At 69.9% G+C, this 22,070-nt stretch carries 18 protein-coding genes; 9 read left to right on the top strand and 9 right to left on the bottom strand.

Annotation, left to right across the window (positions count from 1 at the left end; all coding sequences use genetic code 11):
* The first annotated feature begins 35 nt into the window (after positions 1-35).
* Entirely contained in the window at positions 36-1,106 is a 1,071-nt protein-coding gene (locus AC1D2E_RS26510) for a pirin family protein (RefSeq protein WP_478200162.1), read from the top strand.
* A gap of 9 nt (positions 1,107-1,115) precedes the next feature.
* Here the strand turns inward: AC1D2E_RS26510 and AC1D2E_RS26505 are convergent, their stop codons facing one another.
* Both AC1D2E_RS26505 and AC1D2E_RS26500 read right to left on the bottom strand, forming a co-directional pair.
* Positions 1,116-2,102 (bottom strand): Bug family tripartite tricarboxylate transporter substrate binding protein, encoded by a 987-nt coding sequence (locus AC1D2E_RS26505; protein WP_478200161.1) that lies wholly within the window; start codon positions 2,100-2,102, stop codon positions 1,116-1,118.
* Positions 2,103-2,122: 20 nt separating this feature from the next.
* On the bottom strand, positions 2,123-3,550 hold the full coding sequence (locus AC1D2E_RS26500) for a M20 family metallopeptidase (protein WP_478200160.1): 1,428 nt from the start codon (positions 3,548-3,550) through the stop codon (positions 2,123-2,125).
* Positions 3,551-3,662: 112 nt separating this feature from the next.
* On the opposite strand from AC1D2E_RS26500, the gene AC1D2E_RS26495 reads away from it, so the two are divergent.
* Positions 3,663-4,595, top strand: a complete 933-nt coding sequence (locus AC1D2E_RS26495; RefSeq protein WP_478200159.1) for a LysR family transcriptional regulator — start codon at positions 3,663-3,665, stop codon at positions 4,593-4,595.
* 39 nt (positions 4,596-4,634) lie between these two features.
* Here AC1D2E_RS26495 and AC1D2E_RS26490 read toward each other — a convergent pair whose 3' ends face one another.
* Entirely contained in the window at positions 4,635-5,540 is a 906-nt protein-coding gene (locus AC1D2E_RS26490; protein WP_478200158.1) for a LysR family transcriptional regulator, read from the bottom strand.
* Positions 5,541-5,610: 70 nt separating this feature from the next.
* On the opposite strand from AC1D2E_RS26490, the gene AC1D2E_RS26485 reads away from it, so the two are divergent.
* The gene (locus AC1D2E_RS26485; protein ID WP_478200157.1) at positions 5,611-6,570 is read left to right on the top strand and encodes a bile acid:sodium symporter family protein; all 960 of its coding nucleotides are present in this window, start codon (positions 5,611-5,613) and stop codon (positions 6,568-6,570) included.
* A gap of 272 nt (positions 6,571-6,842) precedes the next feature.
* On the opposite strand, the gene AC1D2E_RS26480 is transcribed toward AC1D2E_RS26485, so the two are convergent.
* Positions 6,843-7,853 carry an aldo/keto reductase gene (locus tag AC1D2E_RS26480; RefSeq protein WP_478200156.1) on the bottom strand — a complete coding sequence of 337 codons (1,011 nt, stop codon included), beginning with the start codon at positions 7,851-7,853 and terminating at the stop codon, positions 6,843-6,845.
* Between the two features lie 176 nt (positions 7,854-8,029).
* On the opposite strand from AC1D2E_RS26480, the gene AC1D2E_RS26475 reads away from it, so the two are divergent.
* Positions 8,030-9,088 (top strand): ornithine cyclodeaminase, encoded by a 1,059-nt coding sequence (locus AC1D2E_RS26475; protein ID WP_478200155.1) that lies wholly within the window; start codon positions 8,030-8,032, stop codon positions 9,086-9,088.
* Here AC1D2E_RS26475 and AC1D2E_RS26470 read toward each other — a convergent pair.
* A complete protein-coding gene (locus AC1D2E_RS26470; protein ID WP_478200154.1) occupies positions 9,070-13,437 on the bottom strand; it encodes a DEAD/DEAH box helicase in 4,368 nt (1,455 codons plus the stop codon). The two genes, AC1D2E_RS26475 and AC1D2E_RS26470, sit on opposite strands and share 19 nt — an antisense overlap.
* Before the next feature lie 194 nt (positions 13,438-13,631).
* On the opposite strand from AC1D2E_RS26470, the gene AC1D2E_RS26465 reads away from it, so the two are divergent.
* Entirely contained in the window at positions 13,632-15,434 is a 1,803-nt protein-coding gene (locus tag AC1D2E_RS26465; protein WP_478200153.1) for an NAD(P)-binding domain-containing protein, read from the top strand.
* 16 nt (positions 15,435-15,450) lie between these two features.
* Here AC1D2E_RS26465 and AC1D2E_RS26460 read toward each other — a convergent pair whose 3' ends face one another.
* Together AC1D2E_RS26460 and AC1D2E_RS26455 are read right to left on the bottom strand one after the other, a co-directional pair.
* Positions 15,451-15,780, bottom strand: coding sequence for an FHA domain-containing protein (locus AC1D2E_RS26460; protein ID WP_478200152.1), 330 nt, complete (start codon positions 15,778-15,780; stop codon positions 15,451-15,453).
* A 99-nt stretch (positions 15,781-15,879) separates the two neighbouring features.
* Complete coding sequence (locus tag AC1D2E_RS26455; RefSeq protein WP_478200151.1) at positions 15,880-16,554, bottom strand: TetR/AcrR family transcriptional regulator; 675 nt, start codon at positions 16,552-16,554, stop codon at positions 15,880-15,882.
* 114 nt (positions 16,555-16,668) lie between these two features.
* On the opposite strand from AC1D2E_RS26455, the gene AC1D2E_RS26450 reads away from it, so the two are divergent.
* Entirely contained in the window at positions 16,669-17,079 is a 411-nt protein-coding gene (locus AC1D2E_RS26450; RefSeq protein WP_478200150.1) for a VOC family protein, read from the top strand.
* An 81-nt stretch (positions 17,080-17,160) separates the two neighbouring features.
* On the top strand, positions 17,161-17,469 hold the full coding sequence (locus AC1D2E_RS26445) for a putative quinol monooxygenase (RefSeq protein ID WP_478200149.1): 309 nt from the start codon (positions 17,161-17,163) through the stop codon (positions 17,467-17,469).
* Positions 17,470-17,535: 66 nt separating this feature from the next.
* On the opposite strand, the gene gap is transcribed toward AC1D2E_RS26445, so the two are convergent.
* Together gap and tkt are read right to left on the bottom strand one after the other, a co-directional pair.
* Complete coding sequence (gap, locus tag AC1D2E_RS26440; RefSeq protein WP_478171339.1) at positions 17,536-18,537, bottom strand: type I glyceraldehyde-3-phosphate dehydrogenase; 1,002 nt, start codon at positions 18,535-18,537, stop codon at positions 17,536-17,538.
* Between the two features lie 48 nt (positions 18,538-18,585).
* Entirely contained in the window at positions 18,586-20,637 is a 2,052-nt protein-coding gene (gene tkt / locus AC1D2E_RS26435; protein WP_478200148.1) for a transketolase, read from the bottom strand.
* Positions 20,638-20,746: 109 nt separating this feature from the next.
* Between tkt and AC1D2E_RS26430 the strand changes: the two genes are divergently transcribed.
* Together AC1D2E_RS26430 and AC1D2E_RS26425 are read left to right on the top strand one after the other, a co-directional pair.
* Positions 20,747-21,136, top strand: coding sequence for an S-adenosylmethionine decarboxylase family protein (locus AC1D2E_RS26430; RefSeq protein ID WP_478200147.1), 390 nt, complete (start codon positions 20,747-20,749; stop codon positions 21,134-21,136).
* Between the two features lie 14 nt (positions 21,137-21,150).
* A complete protein-coding gene (locus AC1D2E_RS26425; RefSeq protein WP_478200168.1) occupies positions 21,151-21,858 on the top strand; it encodes a nucleotidyltransferase family protein in 708 nt (235 codons plus the stop codon).
* Positions 21,859-22,070 lie beyond the last annotated feature (212 nt).

Here is a 22,070-nt window from a genome sequence, read left to right as displayed (position 1 = left end):
TTCGCACTGTCGCCAGCCCCAACGAAAGCGCCACCATGACCACCTCCGCTGCCACTCCCATCCTCCGGATCAAGGCCCTCGGCTTCCCCTGGGAGACGATCGACCCCTTCCTGTTCTGCGCCTACCACGACGATGCCTACCCGCGGGGCAACGCGCAGATGGGCCCGGACGCCCCGCTCGCGGGCCGCGACCTGGGCCAGGACTTCAGCCGCAAGGACGGCTGGAGCATGTACCACGGCGATCCGGTGCCGGGCTTTCCGGGCCATCCGCACCGCGGCTTCGAGACCGTGACCATCGTGCGCAAGGGGCGGGTCGACCACTCCGATTCGCTTGGCGCGACCGCCCGCTTCGGCGGCGGCGACGTCCAGTGGCTCACGGCCGGCAAGGGCATCGTGCACTCGGAGATGTTTCCGTTGCTGAACGCCGACGCGGTCAACCCGCTGGAGCTGTTCCAGATCTGGCTCAACCTGCCGGCGCGCAGCAAGATGGCCGAGCCGCATTTCACGATGTTCTGGGCCGAGGACATCCCGAGCTTCACCGCCACGGATGCCGAGGGCCGGAAGACCGAGGTCGCGAGCATCGCGGGCCGGATCGCGCCGATCGATGGCGCGCCGGGAGCCGGCGGACCGCTGGCGCCACCGCCGGATTCCTGGGCGGCCCAAGCCGATGCCGACGTGGCGATCTGGACGATCCGGATGGAGCCGCAGGCACGCTGGACACTGCCGGCAGCCACCGGCGAGGGCACGCGCCGCAGCCTCTACTTCTTCAAGGGTCGTTCGGTGGCGGTCGCCGGAGAACGGATCGACGCCCGCGCGGCGATCGAATTGCGTGCCAACGCCGCGGTCGAACTGGTCAACGGCGACGAGCCCGGCGAATTCCTGCTGCTGCAAGGCCGTCCGATCGGCGAGCCGGTGGTCCAGTACGGGCCCTTCGTGATGAACAGCCAGGCCGAGATCGCGCAGACCATGGCCGACTACCGCCGCACCCAGTTCGGCGGCTGGCCCTGGCCCGACCCCGCGCCGGTGCACGGGCGCGATCCGGCGCGCTTCGCGCGCCATCCGGGCGGGCGCGAGGAGAAGCCACAGGAACACGCCGCGGCCCGATAGGCGGCGGCCTTACTCCGGCGCGATCCCGGCGCGGTGCGCCAGCGCCCGGTAACGCGAGATCTCGTTCTCCATCTGGCTGCGGAACCCGGCCGCACCGATGACCACCGGCTCCATGCCCTGGGCCCGAAGCTGGGCCTGCAAGGCGGGATCGGCCATGGTCGCGCTGACTTCGCGCACCAGCCGGTCGATCACCGGCTGCGGCGTCCGGGCCGGCGCGGCAAAGCCGTACCAGGCATCGAAAGTGGCTTCGGGCAGCTTCAGCTCGGCCAGCGTCGGCACCTCGGGCAGCAGGCTCGAGCGCGTAGCGCCGACGATGCCGAGCGCCCGCAGCTTGCCGGAGCGCACGTGCGGCGCCACGGAAGCCACCGTGTCGATGCCGATCTCGATCTCGCCCCCGATGAGCGCGACCGCGCCCTGGCTGCTGCCCTTGTACGGCACGTCCTGCAGCTGGATACCGGCGGCCAGCGCGAGCAGCTCGCCGGCCAGGTGCGGTCCGGAACCGCTGCCGAAAGTCGCGTAGCGGATGCCCTTGGGCCTGGCCTTGGCCGCGGCGACCAGCTCCGCCACCGAGTGCCATGGCGCGCCGCTATTGACCACCAGCACCAGCGGCGTGCGCGCCACGATCGCGATCGGTGCCAGGTCGCGCACCGGGTCGTAAGGCAGCTTCGCGCGCAGGGCCGGATTGACGCTGTAGCTGGTCGAGCCCGACAGCAGCAGGGTGTAGCCGTCGGCCGCCGCCTTGGCCACCGCGTCGGTGCCGATGATGGTCGAGGCCCCGGGCTTGTTGTCGATCAGCACCGGTTGCTTGAGCCGCTCGGCCAGCTTCTGGCCCATGGCCCGCGCCACCAGGTCGGTGCCGCCGCCGGGCGGGAAGGGCACGACCAGTTTCACGGGTTTGCTCGGCCAGGCGTCCTGGGCCCAGCCCGGCAAGGCGAATGCGACAGCGGCGGCGAGGGCGAGCGCGGACAGGCCGCGGCGGGAGATCGGTGTGTTCATGAGGGGATGGATCGAAGGGGTCAATGGGAGGGAAGCGGGGTCGAAGACAGCGCACCGGCCTGCCAGGGCACCTGGCCGGCCTCGCCGAGGTCCCAGTACAGGCCGGCCATGAGCTGCAGGCCCTCGCGGGCCAGCGGCGCCAGCAGGTGTTCGTTGGGCGCGTGCTGCGCGCAGGCCGGGTACGAATGCGGCACCCACAGCGTCGGCAGGCCCAGCAGGCCGGCGAAGACGTCGTTCGGCAGCGAGCCCGCGAGATTCGGCAGCAGGTCGGCGCGCTGGCCGCAGCTTTGCACGATGGAGCGCTGGGCCCACTCGACCCACGGATTCTCGACATCGAGCCGGGTCGCGGCACCGGCCAGCGTGACCTGCACCTCGACCTGCCCGAAGCCGCGCGCGTCCAGGTGCGCGCGCACGATCTGAGCAAGCGACTGCCAGGGCGTGCCGACCACGAAGCGCAACTGGCAATGCGCCACCGCCTCGCCCGGGATCGCGTTGACCGGCCGCTGGGCCGAGCCGGCGCCGAGCGCCAGCACCTCGATCGTGTTCCAGGCCATCAGGCGCTCGGCCGGACTCAGCCCCGGCTCGCCCCAGCCGGCATCGAGGGCCGGATCCTCGGCGCCGCCGCCGATGGCGATACCGGCCAGCGCCGCGCGCACCGCCTGCGGGATCGGCGGCGGGCGCAGGGCCTCCACCAGGATCCGGCCGTTCGCGTCCACGAGCGACGCCACCGCATGGCTCAGCACGGTCGCCGGGTTGGCGAGCACGCCGCCCCAGTTGCCCGAGTGGTAGCCGCGTGGCCGGGCCCGCAGGCGCAGGCTGAAGTTGACCGCACCGCGCGAGCCGAGGAACAGCGTCGGCCGCTCGGCGCTCACGCGCGGCCCGTCGCAGGCGATCAGCAGGTCGGCGCGCAGCTTCTCGCGCTGCTGCTCGCAGACCGACTGCAGGCCGGGCGAGGCGGCTTCCTCGCCCATCTCGATCAGCCAGCTCAGGTTGTAGCCCAGCCGGCCGCCCCGGGCGCGCAGCGCGGCGGCGAGCCCGCCCAGGTTGATCGAGTGCTGGCCCTTGTTGTCGGCCGTGCCTCGGCCGTACCAGCGATCGCCCCGGACGGTCAGCGACCAGGGCCCGAGCCCCTCGGCCCATTGCGGGTCCTGGCCGCTGACCACGTCGCCGTGGCCGTAGCTCAGCACCGTGGGAAGTTCGGCCCCCTCGATCCGGCGGGCGAGCAGGAAGGGGCCGCCGCCCAGGACCGGATTGGCGATCACTTCGCAACCGAAGCCGAGCGCCTCGAGCGGCGGCATCAGCTCGTCGCGCAGGTAGGCCTCCAGCGCGGGCGTGGCAGCGCCGGTGTCGCTCTCGGTGCGAAAGGCGATGCGCCGCCGCAGGTCGGCAAAGAAGGCGCCATCGTCGAAATAGGCGGCGGCGAAGGCCAGGGCGTCGGTTCGTGTCATGGGTCGGTGCTTGCGTTGCGTGGAGGTGCAGCAAGTACAAGGCCGGAAAGGCTTTGCTTCCATCATCGTTTTGGCACACTCCCATTGCCTTTGAGGCAATAGGCGATCCACCATGACACCTCCCTTGCTCAGCATTCCGATGCGCCACTTCCTGGAAGTGGCGCGCAGCGGCTCGGTCAACCAGGCCGCGGCGCGGCTGTTCGTGGCGCCCTCGGCGGTCAGCCGCCAGGTCGCCAAGCTGGAGGACGCCCTGGGCACGCCGCTGTTCGAACGGCACGCGCGCGGCATGTCGCTCACCGCCGCGGGCCGGCAGCTGTCGGCGCACCTGCACAACGCCGTGCTCGATGCCGAGCAGGTGATCGAGCAGGTGCGCGATCTCGGCGGCCAGCAGGCCGGCCGGGTCCGCATCGCCTGCACCGAGGGCTTCGCCTCGCACTTCATGCCGGCCGTGGTGGGCCGATTCAGGGACGCGAACCCGGGCAGCCGGATCGAACTGCACGTGGGATCACCCGACGAGGTGAGCCTGCTGCTGGCGCGCGGCGAGACCGACGTGGCGCTCAAGTACGTGGTGGCGCCCGAGCCCGGCCTGAAGATCGAGCATGCCGCGCCGGCGCCCGTGTACGCCGTGCTGCGCCCCGACCATCCGCTGGCACGCCAGCGCGTGCTGCAGGTGGCCGAGGTGGTGCGCTATCCGCTGATCGTCGGCAGCAAGGGCGTGACCACCCGCCAGTTGTTCGACCAGGCCTGCAGCGTGCTGGGCCTGCAATACCGGCCCGCCTTCGTCAGCAATTTCTCGTCCGCGCAGCTGCCGCTGCTGCGCACGCCCGACGTGCTGCTGGCAGGCCACCTGACCGTGGTGCACCTGATCAACGAGGGCCAGGTCGTCGCACGGCCCTTCGCCGATGCGCCGCTGCAGCAGCGCCGGCTGCAGCTGCTCTCGCTCGAGGGCCGCACGCTGACGCCGCCGGTGCAAGCCTTCATCCAGCACCTGGTGCGGGCGATCACCCCCGCGAGCCGGCGCAAGCTGGGACGGGCCAGAAAATAAGGGAGGAACAACACAGCCGTTTCAACGAGGCCGGGCCGCCTACGGCTTGGCGTCGCCCCGGCGCGAGGCCACGTCCCGGATCAGCCCCCACACCCGCTGCGCCAGCGGCGCCGGCGCGCGGTTGCGGCGATGCACCAGCATGATCGAACGCTGCACCCGGGGCAGCAGCGGGCGCATGACCAGCACCGCGAGCCCGCTCGGCGGCGCCGCCAGCGCCGGCATCACGCTGATGCCGATGCCCTGCTCGACCATGCGGAAGGCGGTGGTCGGGTGGCCGACCTGCTGGCGCACCTCGCAGCGCACGCCGTGCAGCGCCAGCGCCTCGTCGATCAGGCGCCGGCTGCCCGAGGCGTGGTCGAGCAGCACCAGCGCCTCGCCGTCGAGCGCCGACCAGCGCAGCGAGCGCTTGCCCGCCAACCGGTGGTCCGGCCGCAGCACGAGGCAGAAGGGGTCGTCGAGGATCGCCTCGCAATGCAGGTCGTCGGTGTCCGGCGGCTCGACCACCACGCCGAAGTCGACCTCGCCGGCGCGCACGCTGTCCAGCACGTCCTGCTGGATGCGGTCGAGCAGCACGAACTCGATCTCGGGCTCGCGCCGCGCGCATTCGGCGATGCAGGCCGGCATCAGGTTGGCCGACAGCGTCGGGCTGCTGGCCACCCGGACCTTGCCGCGCCGCGCGCCGGCCATGCCGTGGACCTCGGCCAGCGCCTGGTCGAGCTCGTCGAGCAGCCGGGCCAGCCGCAGCGCCAGCGACTGGCCGGCCTCGGTCAGAACCACCTCGCGCGTGGTGCGGTCGAGCAGCTTCAGGCCCAGCTGGGCTTCGAGCTCATGGATCGAGCGGCTGACCGCCGGCTGCGACAGGCCGACCTGGTCGCCGGCCCGGCTGAAGTTGCGGCCATCGGCGATGGCGCGAAAGACGCGCAGTTGGCGCAGGCTCACATTCATGCAACAGAATCATATATCTATCCGATAAATCCATTTCTCTTTTGAATGCGGCCGCGGTCCAATCGGCGCCATGGCACGTTCACGCTACCTCCCCGACAACTTCACGCTGGCCCTGGTCGCCACCGTCACGCTGGCCAGCCTGTGGCCGGCGAGCGGCGCCACGGCCCATTTCTTCGAGCGCCTGACCACGGTCGCGATCGGCCTGCTGTTCTTCCTGCACGGCGCCAAGCTGTCGCGCGAGGCCATCATGGGCGGCATCACGCACTGGCGGCTGCACCTGCTGGTGTTCGCCGCCACCTTCGTCATGTTTCCACTGCTGGGGCTCGCGCTCAAGCCGGTGCTGACGCCGCTGGTCACGCCCGAGCTGTACACCGGCGTGCTGTTCCTCTGCGTGCTGCCGGCCACGGTGCAGTCGGCCATCGCCTTCACCTCGATGGCGCGGGGCAACATCCCGGCCGCCGTCTGCAGCGCCTCGGCCTCGACGATGCTCGGCGTCTTCGTCACGCCGCTGCTGGTCAACCTGATCGTGGTGCAGCATGGCGCCGCCGGCGCATCGCTCGACGCCATCGGGCGCATCCTGCTGCAGCTGATGGTGCCCTTCATCGCCGGCCACCTGCTGCGGCCCTGGATCGGCGGCTGGATCAAGCGCCGAGGCTCGATGCTGACCCTGGTCGACCGCGGCGCGATCCTGCTGGTGGTCTACACAGCCTTCAGCGCGGCCGTGATCGAGGGCCTGTGGAAGCAGGTGCCGATGTCCGCATTGACGGGCCTGCTCGCGGTCTGCGCCGTGCTGCTGGGCCTGGCGCTCTGCATCACGGCCTGGGCCAGCCGCGCCCTCGGATTCGACAAGGCCGACGAGATTACGATCGTCTTCTGCGGCTCCAAGAAGAGCCTGGCCAGCGGCATTCCGATGGCCAAGGTGCTGTTCGCCTCGCACGCGGTCGGCGCCATCGTGCTGCCGCTCATGCTGTTCCACCAGATGCAGCTGATGGTCTGCGCGGTGCTCGCGCAGCGCTATGCAAGAAAGTAGGCTCGCCCCCAGGTTGCCTCGCACTTCGTGTCGAGGCGCCCACCCCCTACCGGGGGCGCAGTCAGCGGCCCGGCAAAGCCGGTTCCGCGACTGCCCACGAACAGACGCGCTGCGCGCAGCCGAAGAACAAACACGGCGCCTCTCTTCTACCGGCCGGCGCAGCCAGGCCCGTTGGTGAAACACCGCGGAACCGGCTTCGCCGGGCCGCTGGTGTTGCCCCCGGTAGGGGGTGGGCGCCCGGACACGCAGTGCCGGGCAACCTGGGGGCGAGCCTATCTCGGGGCGTCGCCCTTACGGTATTCAGCGGTGAGCTCGTCGAGCCGCTGCTTGAGGCCGGCATCGAGCTTGTACTCGGCGGCAGCCAGCGTCGCATCGAGCTGCTCTGGCCGGCTGGCGCCGAGCAGCGGCGCGGTGATCATCGGGTTGGCCATCACCCAGGCCACGGCCAGCGTCGCCAGCGGCACGCCGGCTTCATCGGCGAGCTTGTGCAGCTGCGCGACGGTGCCGAAGCTGCGCTCGTTCCAATAGCGGTCCTGGTACATGCCGCCGGCCGTGCCGAGGGTGAAGCGCGTGTTCGCCTCCGGCTTGGCCTCGGGCTTGTACTTGCCGGTCAGCAGACCACCCGCGAGCGGGTTGTAGGGGATCACGCCCAGCCCTTCCTCGCCCGCCAGCGGCAACAGCTCGCGCTCGATCTCGCGGAACAGCAGGCTGTAGCGCGGCTGCACCGAGACCAGCCGGGTGAGCTTGTGCAGTTCGGCGCGGCCGATCGCGCGCGCCAGCCGGTAGGCGAGGAAGTTCGACACGCCGATGTAGCGCGCACGGCCCGAGCGGACGATGACGTCGAGCGCCTCGAGGCTCTCGTCGAGCGGCGTCTCGCGGTCGTCGGAATGCAGCTGGTAGAGGTCGACGTGGTCGGTCTGCAGCCGCTTGAGCGAGGCATCGATCGCATCCAGCAGATGCTTGCGCGAGGCGCCCTGGTCCCAGGGGTTCGGGCCGACCTTGCCGACCGCCTTGGTGGCGACGATGAAGTCGCCGCGCCGGCTCGCGCCCTTGGCACGCAGCCAGCGGCCGACGATCTCCTCGGTGCGGCCGGTGGTCTCGACGGTGCCGCCGAGCGGATAGACGTCGGCGGTGTCGAGGAAGTTGATGCCGCCTTCGGCGGCGCGGTCGAGGATCTTGTGCGACACCGCCTCGTCGGTCTGCAAGCCGAAGGTCATGGTGCCGAGCGCCAGGCGCGAGACGGTGAGGCCGGTGCGGCCGAGGCGGGTGGTGGGGATGGTCATCCAAAGACTCCAAGTGCAGCTGGGCGGTCGGGAATCTTAGCCAGCCGCGGGCGATCGCGCTGGCGCCGTTTCGCGACACGGGGGTTCATATTGCCAGCAATGTGGACGCTTCTTTCTATCTCGGAACAGTCGCAGAGTGATGTCTAGACTTCCTTGACGGACCGGGAGCATCCCTCATGGCCAGCACTCTTCACCTCGGCGCGCGCGATGTCGCGCGCATCGTGGCCCGCAAGGGCCTGTCCGCCTGCATATCCGGGATCGCGGCGCACATCGAGGAAGACTTCCTGCGCTGGCCCGACTTCGACAAGGCAGCCCGGTCGGCCAGCCACTCGCCCGATGGCGTCATCGAGCTGATGCCGGTGTCCGATCGAGCGCTCTACGCCTTCAAGTACGTCAACGGCCACCCGAAGAACACGCGCATCGGCCTGCCGACCGTGATGGCCTTCGGCGTGCTGGCCGATGTCGCGACCGGTGCGCCGCTGCTGCTGGCCGAACTGGGCCTGGCGACCGCGATCCGCACCGCCGCGATGTCCGCGCTGGCTGCGCGCGCCCTGGCGCGCCGCGACAGCCGCACGATGGCGCTGATCGGCAACGGCGCCCAGAGCGAGTTCCAGGCACTCGCCTTTCGCGATCTGCTGGGCATCCGCCGCTTGCGGCTGTTCGACACCGACCGCCGCGCGACCGCCAAGCTGGTGCGCAACCTGCGCGGCGAAGGCCTGGAACTGGTGGTCTGCAGCAGCACCCGCGAGGCGGTGCGCGGCGCCGACATCGTGACGACGATCACGGCCGACAAGCACCGGGCGGTGATCCTGGCACCCGACATGATCGAGCCCGGCATGCACCTGAACGCCATCGGCGGCGACTGCCCCGGCAAGACCGAACTGCATGCCGAAGTCCTGCGGCGCGCCTCGGTGTTCGTGGAGTACGAGCCGCAGACGCGCATCGAGGGCGAGCTGCAGCAGATGCCGGCCGATTTTCCGGCCACCGAGATCTGGCGCGTGCTGGCCGGCGCGCATCCCGGACGCGGCGATGCGGCGCAGCTGACGCTGTTCGATTCGGTCGGCTTCGCGCTCGAGGACTTCGCCGCATTGCGCTTCCTCGATGCCGCCGCCCGTGAACTGGGCATCGGCCAGCCGCTGGAACTGGTGCCGTCGATGGACGACCCGAAGGACCTGTACGGCCTGCTGGCGGCCGCGTGCCCGCTTCCGGTCGCGGCTCAGGCCGAAGCCTGCTGAGCGATCAGCTCGGCGATGCGGGACAAGGGCTCCGGCGACAAGGCCCGCCGGGCCGCCAGCGCCTCGACCGGTGTCAAGGTCTGCAGCAGTTCGACCTCGCCGGCCACCAGGCTGGCGATCGGCACGCCATCGCGGTACAGCACGCGGGAACCCACCACGCGCGCGGCCTTCGGCCCCGGCATGACGGTGCCGAGCAGGTTCGCGGGATCGGCGGCGGCCAGGCAGACGAGCGCGCCATCGAGGGGCCGGCGCCGCAGCTCGCGCAGCAGGCCGATCGCTTCGGGCAGGGCGAACTGCTCGCCAGCGACGCCGGCGATGAAGCGGCCGCCGCGGATCTCGCCGCGCGCCTCGAGCCGGCGGTAGGCGCGCACCAGGTCGCGCCACGGCGGCAGCCACGCGGCCTCGCGCTCGAGCAGGCGCCAGCAGACCACGCCGTAGCGGCGCAGCAGGATGCGCGCGACCTGCTCGACGGCTTCGGCGGCGACGCGTCCCGAGGGTTCGGACGGCGCCGGCGCGCGCGCCCGGACCATCGACCAGCGCCCGGCATCCTCGATGCCGAACAGCGCCGTGCGCCGGTGCCGGCGTCCATGCGCCGAAGACCGTTTCGAGGGCGGCACCAGCAAGGCGCGCAAGCCGGCGTAGCTGTCGCAATGCACGCGGCCGCGCATGACCAGTTCGCTCAGCGCGTCCTCGAGTTCGGTGCCCAGAAGATGCGTGCCATGGACGATCTCGTCGAAGAAGGACGCACCATGGTCGGAAAGAAAGCGCGCGACCCGCTGGGCGCGCGAACCGAGGTCTTCGTCGTTCGCCGGTGCCGGGGCGAGGCCGGTCCACAGCGCCGCCGAGCGACGCGGCAGCAGCAGGATCGGCGCCGAACGCAGCGAGGTGTTGCCTCCGGCGGACCGTCCTTCGACGGCCACGGGACGCAACCGCGTCCACAGCGTGCGCCCGGCCGTGCACAGTTCGTCGAGCCAGGCCGGGGCATAGTCCCTGACCCGCGCCGGCAGCAGCTCGGGCTCCCAGAGACCCGCGGGTGCCTCGTAGCCCTCGAGCTGCGCCAGGATGCCGGCCAGCGCATCCGGGCCGCTGACCCGGCTCGCGGCTGCGACGTGCTGCCACTCGAACAGGAAGCGCGCGAAGTCGCGCGGCTCGACCGGCTCGATTTCCTGCCGCAGCCGCTTCAGCGTGTAGCGATGGATGCGGGCCAGCAGATGGCGCTCGCACCACTCGAGCTCGCGGGTGCCCGGCGTGAAGCGGCCTTGCAGCACGGCGCCTTCGGTCTGCAACGCGCCGAGCGCGGCGTCGACGTCGGCCGGCGGCAGCCGCAGCTGGGCGGCGAGCCGATGGACCGGGACCGGGCCCAGGCCGCCGAGCCGCGAACGCAGCAGCTCGCGCAGCGCATCGCCAGCGTCCTGCGCTGGCGCAAAGCCCGCGGGCGGGTCGACGGGCGGGTGCATCGCGGCAGCGGGATACAGCGCCCGCACCTGCGCCAGTCGCTCCGCTGCGACCCACAAGCCGTTGCCGGGTGCGGCCTCGGCTGCGATGCGCGTCGCTCGGCTTTCGGCCGCCAGCGCCTCCAGCCAGGCCCGCCAGCCTTCGTTGGCCGAGGCCTCGTCGTCGGTGACCACGCCGAGCCCATTCAAGGCTTCGTGCATTTCGTCGACATTGCGCGCGCGCGGCCAGGCTTCCTCGCGCACGCTGTCGATCGCCCCGGCATCGAGCTGGCCGAGATCGTCGGCGCTTTCCGGATCGACATAGCGCCGGTTCTGCACCGCCTGCGTACGGCGCTCCTCGATCGGCGCGTCGTCCAGGAAGGCGTAGGGCCGCGCGTTCAGGGCTTCGGCCGCGAGCGGCGAGGGCGCCGGCACATCGCGCGCCAGCACCTCGACGTCGCCGGCCTCCAGCTTCTTCAAGAGCCGCAGCCAGCCCTCGGCATCCATGGCCTCGTAGAGGCAGTCGTGCAGCGTCTGCGCGACCAGCGGATGGTCGGGGATCTCGCGCGCGCCGGCCAGGTTCTCGGCGCAGGCGACCTGGTCTGGAAAGACCGCGGCCAGCAGGTCCTCGGACTTCATGCGCTGCAGCTGCGGCGCCACCTTGCGCCCGCCCACGAAGCGCGGCAGCGCCAGCGCGGTGGTTGCGTTCCAGCGCCAGCGCACGCCGAACAGCGGCGCATCGAGCAGCGCCTGCACCAGCACGTCGAGCGCCGAGGCCGAATGCAGGTAGCGCGCAACCTCGTCGAGCGCGAAGCTGTGGCTGGTCGACAGCGACAGCACGATCGCATCCTCGGTGGCCGCGGCCTGCAGCTCGAAGTTGAACTGCCGGCAGAAGCGCTTGCGCAGCGCCAGTCCCCAGGCCCGATTGAGGCGGCTGCCGAAGGGCGAGTGGATCACCAGCTGCATGCCGCCGGAGGCATCGAAGAAGCGCTCCATCACGATGCGCTGCTGCGTCGGCAGTGCGCCGAGCACGCGCACCGTGCGCGCCAGGTGCTCGACGGTCTGGCGCGCGGCCTCGGTGTCGAGGCCGACGGTGCGCGCCAGCCGGTCGATCGCGCCCTCGACACCGTGCGCGGCCAACGCCGCCTCGATCTCCGCGCGCAGCCGCGAGACACCGAAGGACAGTTCGTCGCTGCGCCCCGGCGCCTCGCCGAGCCAGAACGGGATGTTGGGCGCGGCGCCATGGGCGTCTTCCACGCGCACCCGGCCGGGCTCGATCCGGAGGATCCGGTAGCTGGCATTGCCGAGCTGGAAGATGTCGCCGGCCAGGCTCTCGACCGCGAAGTCCTCGTGGACGGTACCAATCTTGTGCGCCTGCGGCTCGAGCATCACCGTGTAGTCGCCGGCCTCGGGAATGGTGCCGCCGGAAGTCAACGCGGTCATGCGCGCGCCGCGGCGTTCGCGCAGCAGGTGGTGCACGGCGTCGCGATGCACATAGCCCGCGCGCGGTCCCTGCCGGGTCGTGAAGCCCTCGGAAACCATGCGCACCACGGCCGCGTAGTCCTCGCGCTTCAGTTCGGCATAGGGCCAGGCGCGCCGCACCAGTGCGAAGAGTTCGTCCTCTGCGCATTCGCGACAGGCGGTCTCGGCAACGATCTGCTGCGCCAGCACGTCGAGCGGCGCCGGCAGCACGTGCAGCGCATCGAGCTCGCCGCGACGCACGCAGTCAAGCAAGGCCGCGCACTCGACCAGCTCGTCGCGCGACTGCGGAAAGAGGCGCGCCTTCGGCACGCCGCCGACCGCATGGCCCGAGCGCCCGGCGCGCTGCAGGAAGGTCGCGATCGAACGCGGCGAGCCGAGCTGGCAGACCAGGTCGACGTCGCCGATGTCCAGGCCCAGCTCGAGCGAAGCCGTGGCCACCAGAACCTTGAGCTCGCCACGCTTCAGGCGCTGCTCGGCATCGAGGCGCGCCTCCTTCGCGAGGCTGCCATGGTGGGCCGCGACCACCTCCTTGCCGAGGATCTCGCCGAGCTGCCGCGCCGCGCGCTCGGCCATGCGGCGCGTGTTGACGAACAGCAGCGTGGTGCGGTGCGCGTGCACCAGCCCCGCGATGCGCGCATGGACCTGCTCCCACTGCTCGTTCGACATCACGGCCGCGAGCGGCGTCGGCGGCAGCTCGAGCGCGAGGTCGCGCTGCCTGGCATAGCCGATGTCGACGATCTCGCAATCGGCCACGCCATCGGCCACCGCGCCGGCACCGACCAGGAAGCGCGCGATCTCGCCGATCGGCTTCTGCGTCGCCGAGACGCCGATGCGCGTCAGCGGCTGCCGGCACAGCGCCTGCAGCCGCTCGAGCGACAGCGCCAGATGGCTGCCGCGCTTGCTGCCGACGATGGCGTGGATCTCGTCGACGATCACGGTGCGCACGGTCGACAGCATCTGCCGGCCCGACACCGAGCCGAGCAGCACGTAGAGCGACTCGGGCGTGCTGACCAGCACATGCGGCGGACGGCGCAGCGCCTGCTGCCGCTCGCGGGCCGGCGTGTCGCCGGTGCGCACCGCGGTGCGGATCTCGACATCGGGCAGGCCCAGCGCCGCGAGCTCGGCGCGGATGCCGGCCAGCGGCGCCTGCAGATTGAGGTCGATGTCGTTCGACAGCGCCTTCAAGGGCGAGACGTAGACCACCGTGGTCTGGTCGGCCAGCCCGCCCGGCTGCAGGCCCTGGCGCACCAGGCCGTCGAGCGCGGAGAGAAAGGCCGTGAGCGTCTTGCCGGAGCCGGTCGGCGCCGCGATCAGCGTGTGGCGGCCGGCGGCGATCGCCGGCCAGGCGGCCGCCTGGGCCTCGGTGGGCCCAGGGAAAGTCGCTTCGAACCAGCGGGAGACGGCGGGGTGGAAATCGGCGTGCACGAGATCCATGAGATCAGGCTGCGGGGGCCGATGTCAAGGCGGCGGCGAGCCGGCCGATACATCTCGCAACGAGGGCCGCGCGGGCATCGCACAGCGACGCGACGTCCGGGCACCTGCGTCGAGAAGGTTTGACGTCGGCGATCGATGGGCGTACGGTTCTCGCCCGGCCCGCTCGCGGGGCGCGAACGAAGGAGACAAGGAAGATGACCGATCTGTCGACCCATCCGACGCAGATCGCCGGCGCCTGGCTGGCCGATTTCCAATCCGCGCTGGAGCGCCGCGACATCGACGCCGCGGTCGCGCTGTTCGAGCCCGAGGGCTATTGGCGCGACCTGGTCGCCTTCACCTGGAACATCCGCACGCAGGAAGGGCCCGACGCGATCCGCGCGATGCTCGAGGCGCGGCTGGCCGACACGAAGCCGACCGCCTTCGCGGTCGAGGGCGACGCCACCGAGGCCGATGGCGTGGTCGAGGCCTGGTTCAGCTTCGAGACCGCGGTGGCGCGTGGGCGCGGCCACCTGCGGCTGCGCGGCGGCAAGGCCTGGACGCTACTCACGACGATGACCGAGCTCAAGGGCTTCGAGGAACGCAAGGGCGAGCGGCGAATCAAGGGCGCGGAGCACGGCGCGAATCCGGCGCGCAAGACCTGGCTCGAACGGCGCCAGCAGGAGGCCGAGACGCTGGGCTTCACGGAACAGCCCTACGTCGTCATCGTCGGCGGCGGGCAGGGCGGCATCGCGCTCGGCGCGCGGCTGCGCCGGCTCGGCGTGCCGACGATCATCGTCGAGAAGAACGCCCGGGCCGGCGACTCCTGGCGCAAGCGCTACAAGAGCCTGTGCCTGCACGACCCGGTCTGGTACGACCATCTGCCCTACCTGCCATTCCCCGAAGACTGGCCGGTGTTCTCGCCCAAGGACAAGATCGGCGACTGGCTCGAGATGTACACCAAGGTCATGGAGCTCAACTACTGGAGCTCGACCACCGCCAAGAAGGCGCGCTTCGACGAGGCGAAGCAGGCATGGGAGGTGGTCGTCGAGCGCGACGGCAAGGAGATCACGCTGCGGCCGAAGCAGCTGGTGTTCGCGCTCGGCGTCTCGGGCTACCCGAACCTGCCGAAGATCCCCGGCGCCGAGACCTTCGAAGGCGAGCAGCACCACTCCAGCGCGCATCCCGGACCCGAGGCCTGGCGCGGCAAGAAGTGCGTGGTGCTCGGTTCCAACAATTCGGCGCACGACATCTGCGCCGCCCTGTGGGAGAACGGCGCCGACGTGACCATGATCCAGCGCAGCTCGACCCACATCGCGCCGTCCGACTCGCTGATGGAACTGGCGCTCGGCGGCCTGTATTCCGAAGCGGCGGTCAAAGCCGGCGTGACGACCGACAAGGCGGACCTGATCTTCGCGTCGATCCCCTACCGGATCATGGCGCCGATGCAGGTGCCGGTGTACGACGAGATGAAGCGGCGCGACGCCGACCTGTATGCGCGGCTCGAGAAGGCCGGCTTCCTGCTCGACTTCGGCGTCGACGGCTCGGGCCTCTTCATGAAGTACCTGCGGCGCGGTTCGGGCTACTACATCGACGTCGGCGCCTCCGAGCTGGTGGCCAACGGCAGCATCAAGCTGCGCAGCGGCGTGACCATCGAGCGCATCAACCCGAAGTCGGTGACGCTCAGCGACGGCAGCGAACTGCCGGCCGACCTGATCGTCTACGCCACCGGCTACGGCTCGATGAACGGCTGGCTGGCCGACCTGATCTCGCCCGCGGTGGCCGACAAGGTCGGCAAGGTCTGGGGGCTGGGTTCCGACACGCCGAAGGACCCGGGGCCCTGGGAGGGCGAGTTGCGCAACATGTGGAAGCCGACGCAGGTGCCGCAACTGTGGTTCCACGGCGGCAACCTGCACCAGTCACGGCACTATTCGCAGTTCCTGGCGCTGCAGCTCAAGGCCCGGATGGAGGGGCTGCCGACGCCGGTGTACGAGATCGCGCCGGTGCACCACACGCGCTGACGCGGTCCGGCGGGATTCAGTCCACGCCGCCGCGCATGCTCAGCAGGCGCACGCTTTCATCGGCGATCACTTCCTGCTCCGGCGCCAGGAAGCGGATCCAGTAGCCGGCGATGTCGATGTTGTCCCCATTGGCCAGCACCTGCGTCTCGACCCGCTTGCCATTCACGAAGGTGCCGTTGCGGCTGCCCAGGTCGCGCAGGATCACCAACGGCCCTTCGGTGCTCAACCTGGCGTGGAAGCGGCTGACCCGCGCAGAGGCCAGCACCACATGGTTGTGCTCGGCCCGGCCGATGGTCATGCCGGGCTCCGACACCGGCACCTGGGTGGTCTGGCCGGTGGGGGTCATGAGGATCAGCATTGCCATTGGCGGACGCTCTCGTTCGGGCGTCCGAAGGTAGTCGCACCAAAACTAAAGTACAAGTTATTCGCGGTTACAGCCTGTTTATCAGAGTCCTTTTTCGACCATGTCCAGCAAGCGCTGCCCCAATGCACCGACCTGCGCCGCGGGCAGGCCGCGCAAAGGGCCGTCGATGATCAGCAGGGCCAGGCCGTGCACCGCCGACCAGGCGAGGAACTCGGCGCCCGGACGTCGCTCGGGCGCCATGCCGCCGGCATCGACCAGGCGGTCGAGCGCCGCGCCCAGGAGTTCGAAGGGATCGAGGCCGCTATCGCCCCCCTTGGCCTCGGCAGGTGCATCGTCGACATCGACCGGCGTAGCGAATGCGGTGCGGAACAGGCCGGTCTCGGCCTGTGCGAAGCGCAGGTAGCCGGTGCCCACGGCGCGCACGCTCGCACGGGCCTGCGCCAGCGGGTCGCGCGCCGCATCCACGCGCGCGAGTTCTTCCTCCATGGCCCGGGCCACCGCCGACAGGGCGGCGGCGCGCACCGCCTGCAGCAAGGCCAGCCGGCTCGCGAAGTGCCGATAGGCCGCGTTCGGAACCACGCCCGCGCGCCGCGTCGCCTCGCGCAGCACCACGGCCTCGGGGCCGCCGCTGCGCGCCAGTTCGACGCCGGCTTCCAGCAGCGCACGCCGCAGGTCGCCATGGCGGTAGGTACTGCGTGCCGGGGGGCTGGAGGCGGTCTGCGAGCGCATCGATTCCTTCATGTGGACAGCGTCCATTATCTCTGCTATGTTTTGTGGACGTTGTACACAAACAGTCTCGGGAAGGAATCGCAACGCCCCGGGCGCCATGGCCTGGCATCCGGAACCCCTCCCTCAACGAAAGGAAACGCCATGCAAGTCCAGCCCTATCTCTTCTTCGAAGGCCGCTGCGAGGAAGCGCTCGCGTTCTACGGCAAGGCGATCGGCGCCAAGATCGTCGACCTGATGCGCTTCAAGGAGAGCCCCGAGCCGCCGCCCCCGGACATGTGCCCGCCCGGCTCCGACGACAAGGTGATGCACGCGAGCTTCACCATCGGCGAGACCACGGTGATGGCTTCCGACGGCCGCGCCAGCGGCAAGCCGAACTTCCAGGGCTTCGCGCTGTCGCTGCTGGCCGCCGACGAGGCCGAGGCGAAGCGCCTGTTCAGCGCCGTGGGCGAGGGCGGCCAGGTGCAGATGCCGCTGGGCAAGACCTTCTTCTCGCCGGCCTTCGGCATGGTGACCGATCGCTTCGGCGTGCTGTGGATGGTGCTGACGCGCTGACCGGGGATGCACCGGCGACAGGCGCGCGTCGCGCTTTGCTCTTAAATTCGACGGTTCATTCCAACGAAGGAGCATCCGCACATGATTCACGTCGTCGCCGTCATCACGGCCAAGCCCGGCCAACGCGATCTGATCCTGGAGGCCTACCGGGCCAACCGGCCCGCCGTGCTGGCCGAGAAAGGCTGCATCGAGTACACCGCGACCATCGACGCCGCGGGCATGCCGGCCTCGCGCGGCTCCTTCGGTGCCGACACCTTCGTCGTGATCGAGAAGTGGGAAACGCTGGCCGACCTGCAGGCGCACGCCGCGGCGCCGCACATGGCGGCCTATGGCGCCAAGGTCAAGGACTGGACCGAGAGCCGGCTGATCCACGTGCTCGAACCCGTCTGAACACGGAGCCGGTCCGCCAAAGAAAAACGCGCCCGAAGGCGCGTTTCTTCATGGCGTGGCGCAGGCTTACTTGGCCATCACGCGGACCATCTCGAGGCACTTGTTCGAGTAGCCCCATTCGTTGTCGTACCAGCTCACCAGCTTGACGAAGGTGCCGTCCAGCGCGATGCCGGCCTCGGCGTCGAAGATCGAGGTGCGCGGGTCGCCGCGGAAGTCGGTGGCCACCACCTTGTCCTCGGTGTAGCCCAGCACGCCCTTCAGCGCGCCTTCGCTCTGCGCCTTCATCTCGGCACAGATTTCCTTGTAGGTGGCATCCTTGACCAGTTCGACCGTGAGGTCGACCACCGAGACGTCGGAGGTCGGCACGCGGAAGCTCATGCCCGTGAGCTTCTTGTTGAGTTCGGGGATCACCACGCCCACGGCCTTGGCGGCGCCGGTGCTCGACGGGATGATGTTCTCGAGGATGCCGCGACCGCCGCGCCAGTCCTTGTTGCTCGGGCCGTCGACGGTCTTCTGCGTCGCGGTGGCAGCGTGCACCGTGGTCATCAGGCCGCGCTTGATGCCCCACTTGTCGTTCAGCACCTTGGCCAGCGGCGCCAGGCAGTTGGTGGTGCAGCTGGCGTTGCTGATGATGGCTTCGCCGGCGTACTTCTTGTCGTTCACGCCGTAGACGAACATCGGCGTGTCGTCCTTGCTGGGGGCCGACAGCAGCACCTTCTTGGCGCCGGCGTCAATGTGCTTCTGCGCCGTCTCCTTGGTCAGGAACAGGCCGGTCGATTCGAGCACGATGTCGGCGCCGACGTCGCTCCAGTTGAGCTTGGACGGGTCGCGCTCCTGCGTCAGGCGGATCTTCTTGCCGTTGACGACGAGCGTGTTGCCATCGACCGTGATCTCGCCCTGGAAGCGGCCGTGCACCGAGTCGTACTGGAGCATGTAGGCGAGGTAGTCTGGCTCGAGCAGGTCGTTGATCGCGACGATCTCGATGTCGTTCTTGAAGTTCTGCACCGCCGCGCGCAGCACGTTGCGCCCGATGCGACCGAAACCGTTGATGCCGAGTTTGATAGCCATGTCTGATGCTCCTGGATGGTTGAAAACTGGGAAGGCAAGGCCGAGGCTTCAGCGCGCGAGCGCCGCCTCGACCGTGGCAGCGACGTTCTCTGCCGTGAAACCGAAATGCTTGAACAGCACGCCGGCGGGGGCCGACTCGCCGTAGGTGTCGATGCCGACGACGGCCGCGACGCCGTACTTCCACCAGCCGTCGGTGCAGCCCATCTCGACCGCGATGCGCGGCGTGCCCTTGGGCAGCACGCTCTTCTTGTAGGCCACGTCCTGGCGGTCGAAGGTGGTGGTAGAAGGCATGGAGACGACGCGCACGCCGATCTTCTTCGCCGCCAGCAGTTCCTGGGCGCGCAGCGCCAGCTGCACCTCGGAGCCGGTGGCAATGATGACCGCCTTGACCTTCTTGTTCTTGAGGCCGACGGCGTCAGGCTCGGACAGCACGTAGGCGCCCTTGCCGATGTCGCTCAGGTCCTTCTTCGGCGAATAGGGCAGGTTCTGGCGCGACAGCAGCAGCGCGGTCGGGCGGTCGGCGTTGTGCAGCGCGACGGCCCAGGCCACGGCGGTTTCGGCGGTGTCGCCGGGACGCCAGACATCGAGGTTCGGGATCAGACGCAGCGAGGCCGCGTGCTCGATCGACTGGTGGGTCGGGCCATCTTCGCCGAGGCCGATGGAGTCGTGCGTGAAGACGTGGATCACGCGCTGCTTCATCAGCGCSGCCATGCGGATSGCGTTGCGGCTGTAGTCGCTGAAGGTCAGGAAAGTGCCGCCGTAGGGAATGAAGCCGCCATGCAGGGCGACGCCGTTCATGATGGCCGCCATGCCGAACTCGCGCACGCCGTAGTTGATGTGGCGGCCCAGCAGGCCGTCGGGGAACTGCTCGTTGCCTTCGCTGCGGACCACGGCGCCTTCGTCGTCGAAGCGCAGGCTCGGCGTGCTCTTGGTGTTGGTGAGGTTCGAGCCGGTCAGGTCGGCGCTGCCGCCGAGCATTTCGGGCAGCGCGGCGGTGAAGGCTTCGAGCGCCAGCTGGGAGGCCTTGCGCGACGCCACGGTCTCGGCCTTGGTGTGGGCCGCCACCACCGTATCGAAGGCGGTCTGGTGGAAGTTCTTCGGCAGCTCGCCCTTCATGCGGCGGGTGAACTCGGCGGCCAGGTCCGGAAAGGCATCCGAATAGGCCGCGAACTTGTCGTTCCAGGCGGCTTCGTTCTTGGCGCCGGCGGCCTTGGCGTCCCATTCCTCGTAGGCCGCGGGCGGCAGTTCGAACGGCGAATGCGACCACTGCAGCGCGCTGCGGGTGAGGCCGATCTCGTCGGCGCCCAGCGGCTCGCCGTGCGCCTTGGCGGTGTTGGCGCGGTTCGGGCTGCCCTTGCCGATCTGGGTCTTGCAGATGATGAGGGTCGGCCGGTCGGCGTTCTTCTTCGCCTTCTCGATGGCCTTCGACACGTCCTTGGCATCGTGGCCGTCGATCGGGCCGATCACGTGCCAGCCGTAGGCCTTGAAGCGCTCCTCGGTGTTGTCGATGAACCAGGGCTTGACCGGGCCGTCGATCGAGATGCCGTTGTCGTCGTAGAGCGCGATCAGCTTGCCCAGCTTCCAGGCGCCGGCCAGCGCCGCGGCCTCATGGCTGATGCCTTCCATCAAGCAGCCGTCGCCGAGGAAGGCGTAGGTGTGGTGGTCGACGATTTCGTGGCTGTTGCGGTTGAACTCGGCCGCGAGCAGTTTCTCGGCCAGCGCGAAACCGACCGCATTGGTGATGCCCTGGCCCAGCGGACCGGTGGTGGTCTCGACGCCGGGCGTGATGCCGGTTTCGGGATGGCCGGCGGTCTTGCTGTGCAACTGGCGGAAGTGCTTGAGTTCCTCGATCGGGAGCGCATAGCCCGTCAGGTGCAGCACCGAATAGATCAACATCGAGGCGTGGCCGTTCGACAGCACGAAGCGGTCGCGGTCGAACCAGTGCGGATTGGCCGGGTTGTGCCTCAGATGATCGCCCCACAGCGCAACCGCCATGTCGGCCATGCCCATCGGGGCACCGGGATGCCCCGAGTTGGCGAGTTGAACGGCATCCATTGCCAACGCGCGGATCGCGTTGGCCATCAAGGCTTGGTTGGCCATCTGTGGCTCTTTCTGGGGGGGGGCAGGTTAGGGGGGAACCCGGTATTTTAACGGGCGGGGTGGAAGGGCCCCGACGGGAAGCCGGGAGGGGCTGCTAGAGTGCCGCTCCATGCAGGGCCTCCACCTCACCGCCGACCTTCTCGACTGCCGCTGCGACGGGCGCTGGCTGGTCGAGGCCGATACCCTCGGCGCCGCCTGCGTGGCGCGCGCCGAAGCCGCCGGATTGCAGGTCGTCGGCCAGTTGTTCCATGCCTTCCCGGCAACGCCGGAGGGTGCCGGCGGCGTCACGGCCGCCGTCCTGCTGGCCGAATCGCACCTGTGCGTCCACACCTGGCCGGAGCAGCGCGGCGTGACGATCGATGTCTATGTCTGCAACTTCGGCGCCGATCACTCCGGCAGGGCGGAGATGTTGATGGAAGCGCTCGAAGATCTGTTCGTGGCCGGCCAGGCACAGCGGCACCGCCTGCAGCGCGGCGGGATCGGGGCGGTTTCCGCATGAGCGGCATCAAGGCGATGATCCTGGCCGCCGGCCGCGGCGAACGCATGCGGCCGCTGACCGACCGCACGCCCAAGCCGCTGCTCGAGGTGCGCGGCAAGCCGCTGATGCAATGGCCGCTCGAGGCGCTCGCGGCGGGCGGCTTCACCGATGTGGTCGTCAACACGGCCTGGCTGGGCGAGCAGATCGAGGCCCGCTTCGGCGCCCGGCATGGCGCGTCCACGCTCCGCTATTCGCACGAGGGCCGCGATTTCGGCGGCGCGCTCGAGACCGCGGGCGGCATCGTGCGCGCGCTGCCGACGCTGGGCGAGATGTTCTGGGTGGTGGCGGGCGATGTGTTCGCGCCGGATTTCGCCTTCACGCAGGCCGCGGTCGACCGCTTCGCGGCCAGCGGCCTGCTCGCGCACCTGTGGCTGGTGCCGAACCCAGCCCACAACCCCAAGGGCGATTTCGGACTCGACTCTGCCGGGCGGGCGAGCCAGCAGGACAGCGGCGGCGTCCGCTACACCTTTTCCACCATCGGCCTCTATCGCGCGGCGCTGTTCGCGGCCCCTTATTGCAACATCCCGCCCGGCAATCCGACAGGCCTCAAGGCGCCGCTGGCACCCCTGCTTCGGGCCGCGGTGCACGAGGGCCGAATCGCAGCCGCGCTTTACGCAGGACGGTGGACCGACGTCGGCACGCCGCAGCGCTTGGCGGAGCTGAACGAAGAACGGCCCGCTTGAAGCGGGCCGGCGGGGATCGATCGCAAATTCGATCAGATCAAGGCACGTTCGCGCCCGTCACCTGGAAGGCCTTGCCGGGCAGCGCATACGCACCGCCGAACTCGAAAGCCTGGGACATGCCGCAGCCGTTCGGCGGCTGACAGGCGCCGGTCGTGTTGGTGTGGAATACGACCGGGCCATAGCGGTAGTTCAACGCCTGCTTGCCCTCATAG

The organism is Variovorax sp. P1_H2, assembly GCF_056405295.1.
This window is presented reverse-complemented; position numbering and strand designations above follow the sequence as displayed.

What these genes read in the sequence shown, in the direction of transcription:
- AC1D2E_RS26510 (WP_478200162.1), top strand. Translation starts at nt 36, where the DNA reads ATGACCACCTCCGCTGCCACTCCCATCCTCCGGATCAAGGCCCTCGGC.
- AC1D2E_RS26505 (WP_478200161.1), bottom strand. Translation starts at nt 2,102, where the DNA reads ATGAACACACCGATCTCCCGCCGCGGCCTGTCCGCGCTCGCCCTCGCC.
- AC1D2E_RS26500 (WP_478200160.1), bottom strand. Translation starts at nt 3,550, where the DNA reads ATGACACGAACCGACGCCCTGGCCTTCGCCGCCGCCTATTTCGACGAT.
- AC1D2E_RS26495 (WP_478200159.1), top strand. Translation starts at nt 3,663, where the DNA reads ATGACACCTCCCTTGCTCAGCATTCCGATGCGCCACTTCCTGGAAGTG.
- AC1D2E_RS26490 (WP_478200158.1), bottom strand. Translation starts at nt 5,540, where the DNA reads ATGAATGTGAGCCTGCGCCAACTGCGCGTCTTTCGCGCCATCGCCGAT.
- AC1D2E_RS26485 (WP_478200157.1), top strand. Translation starts at nt 5,611, where the DNA reads ATGGCACGTTCACGCTACCTCCCCGACAACTTCACGCTGGCCCTGGTC.
- AC1D2E_RS26480 (WP_478200156.1), bottom strand. Translation starts at nt 7,853, where the DNA reads ATGACCATCCCCACCACCCGCCTCGGCCGCACCGGCCTCACCGTCTCG.
- AC1D2E_RS26475 (WP_478200155.1), top strand. Translation starts at nt 8,030, where the DNA reads ATGGCCAGCACTCTTCACCTCGGCGCGCGCGATGTCGCGCGCATCGTG.
- AC1D2E_RS26470 (WP_478200154.1), bottom strand. Translation starts at nt 13,437, where the DNA reads ATGGATCTCGTGCACGCCGATTTCCACCCCGCCGTCTCCCGCTGGTTC.
- AC1D2E_RS26465 (WP_478200153.1), top strand. Translation starts at nt 13,632, where the DNA reads ATGACCGATCTGTCGACCCATCCGACGCAGATCGCCGGCGCCTGGCTG.
- AC1D2E_RS26460 (WP_478200152.1), bottom strand. Translation starts at nt 15,780, where the DNA reads ATGACCCCCACCGGCCAGACCACCCAGGTGCCGGTGTCGGAGCCCGGC.
- AC1D2E_RS26455 (WP_478200151.1), bottom strand. Translation starts at nt 16,554, where the DNA reads ATGGACGCTGTCCACATGAAGGAATCGATGCGCTCGCAGACCGCCTCC.
- AC1D2E_RS26450 (WP_478200150.1), top strand. Translation starts at nt 16,669, where the DNA reads ATGCAAGTCCAGCCCTATCTCTTCTTCGAAGGCCGCTGCGAGGAAGCG.
- AC1D2E_RS26445 (WP_478200149.1), top strand. Translation starts at nt 17,161, where the DNA reads ATGATTCACGTCGTCGCCGTCATCACGGCCAAGCCCGGCCAACGCGAT.
- gap (WP_478171339.1), bottom strand. Translation starts at nt 18,537, where the DNA reads ATGGCTATCAAACTCGGCATCAACGGTTTCGGTCGCATCGGGCGCAAC.
- AC1D2E_RS26430 (WP_478200147.1), top strand. Translation starts at nt 20,747, where the DNA reads ATGCAGGGCCTCCACCTCACCGCCGACCTTCTCGACTGCCGCTGCGAC.
- AC1D2E_RS26425 (WP_478200168.1), top strand. Translation starts at nt 21,151, where the DNA reads ATGATCCTGGCCGCCGGCCGCGGCGAACGCATGCGGCCGCTGACCGAC.